This is a genomic window from Sunxiuqinia dokdonensis, from assembly GCF_001270965.1.
Classification (GTDB): Bacteria; Bacteroidota; Bacteroidia; order Bacteroidales; family Prolixibacteraceae; genus Sunxiuqinia; species Sunxiuqinia dokdonensis.
Window position 1 is genome coordinate 1 of sequence record NZ_LGIA01000088.1, and the last position, 1,484, is coordinate 1,484.

The window sequence follows — 1,484 nt, forward strand, 5'->3', positions numbered from 1 at the left end:
ATAAGCCGCATTATTTTTATTAACTCTTTCAAACTTATTTCCTTTGAAAAGAATCCCGCTCATGAACTTAAAATAACCCGGATGCGGAGACAGCCCGGCGTTGAATCAATATTAACCCCAAAAACGAATGTATTATGCCTCGTTTTAAACGCTTCTTATTTCCCCGACATGCCCCGTAAACTCACGAGCAGCATCTATCAATACCCCGTATGTAAACCTTCAGGGTTTTCCGAAACCCTGGGGGTTTTGGGGAAACACAAAACCCCGGTTACACAAACAAAAATCTTAAAAGTATGAATGCTATTTTCTGCTTCCTGGCCTTGCTATGCTCTCTCCAGACCCGACGGGACGAATGTACGAACGCGCGAAGTCACGACGTCACGAGGGTACGCGGGCACGAAGGCCTTTCCCCGATAACCAATCCTTTGTGACTTGGTGTCTTTGTGTCCAATCTTCTTTTTACGAAACCAAAACTTAAAAATGATGAGATACAAACTCCAAATTCCGGTACGATTAATCCTGTTCACAGCCGGCATGCTTTTGCACTTTGTGCATTGCAGCCCGCCCGAACAGGAAGCGTCCGGCCCCTTAAAGCCGGGTGACCCGGTGCCCGATCTCCTGCTGAGGGATGTACTCAACTACCCCGGAGAAACTGCCCGCCTGTCGGATTTCGAAGGCAAGCTGCTGATCCTGGACTTTTGGGCTACCTGGTGCCACCCATGCATTGAAGCCATCCCGCGGTTCGAACAGCTACAGCGCGAGTTTGATAGCCAGCTCCAAATCCTGATGGTGACCTCGCAAGACAAAGCCGCGATTGCCAAATTCTTTGCAGCCCGCAAAGTCACCCTGCCCTCGGTAACGGGCGACACGACCCTCTCCGGCTTGTTTCCCCACAACCATGTTCCTCACGAGGTGTGGATCAGGGACGGGAAAGTGGTGGCCGTCACCGGCGAAGCGGAAGTCACCGCCGAGAACATCCGGGACCGGTTTTCGCCCAACGCCACGCCACTGGCCGAAAAGAAAAGCAATTTTGACTACGACCTGACCAAACCGTTACTGGTTGATGGTAATGGCGGGCAGGCTTCCGATTTGCAGTACCACTCGGTAATCACCGGCTACCTGGACGGGATCGGTGGCGGAGGGGTATATACAGACAGTCTAAACCGCTACAAAATCAGGGCGTTAAATGGCACCGTCCTGCAATTATACCAGGGAGCAGTGCGGCAGCTGGGAAATCTGGTTCTGGCTCACCCCAACCGGTGTATTGCAGCATTCAACAAGCAGGAAGTCCTGCCCCCGCAAAACGTGTCGGCCTACATGCCTGCTGCCCGCGATAAGTATTATTGCTACGAGTTGATTATTCCCTCCGCTTTAAAAGCACAGGCCGGGGAGCTCATGCTGGAGGATTTAAACCGTTTCTTTGGTGGCATCCATCACCTGCGTGGCACCATTGAAAAGCGACAGGTAAAATGTTGGGTATTGAA

The 1,484-nt window shown here is 51.5% G+C and carries 1 protein-coding gene; it reads left to right on the top strand.

The annotated features are described in order from the left end of the window. Window positions 1-480 precede the first annotated feature (480 nt). Window positions 481-1,484, top strand: a 1,004-nt coding sequence (locus NC99_RS07035; RefSeq protein WP_157624601.1) for a TlpA family protein disulfide reductase, incomplete at its 3' end; no start/stop codon positions are given.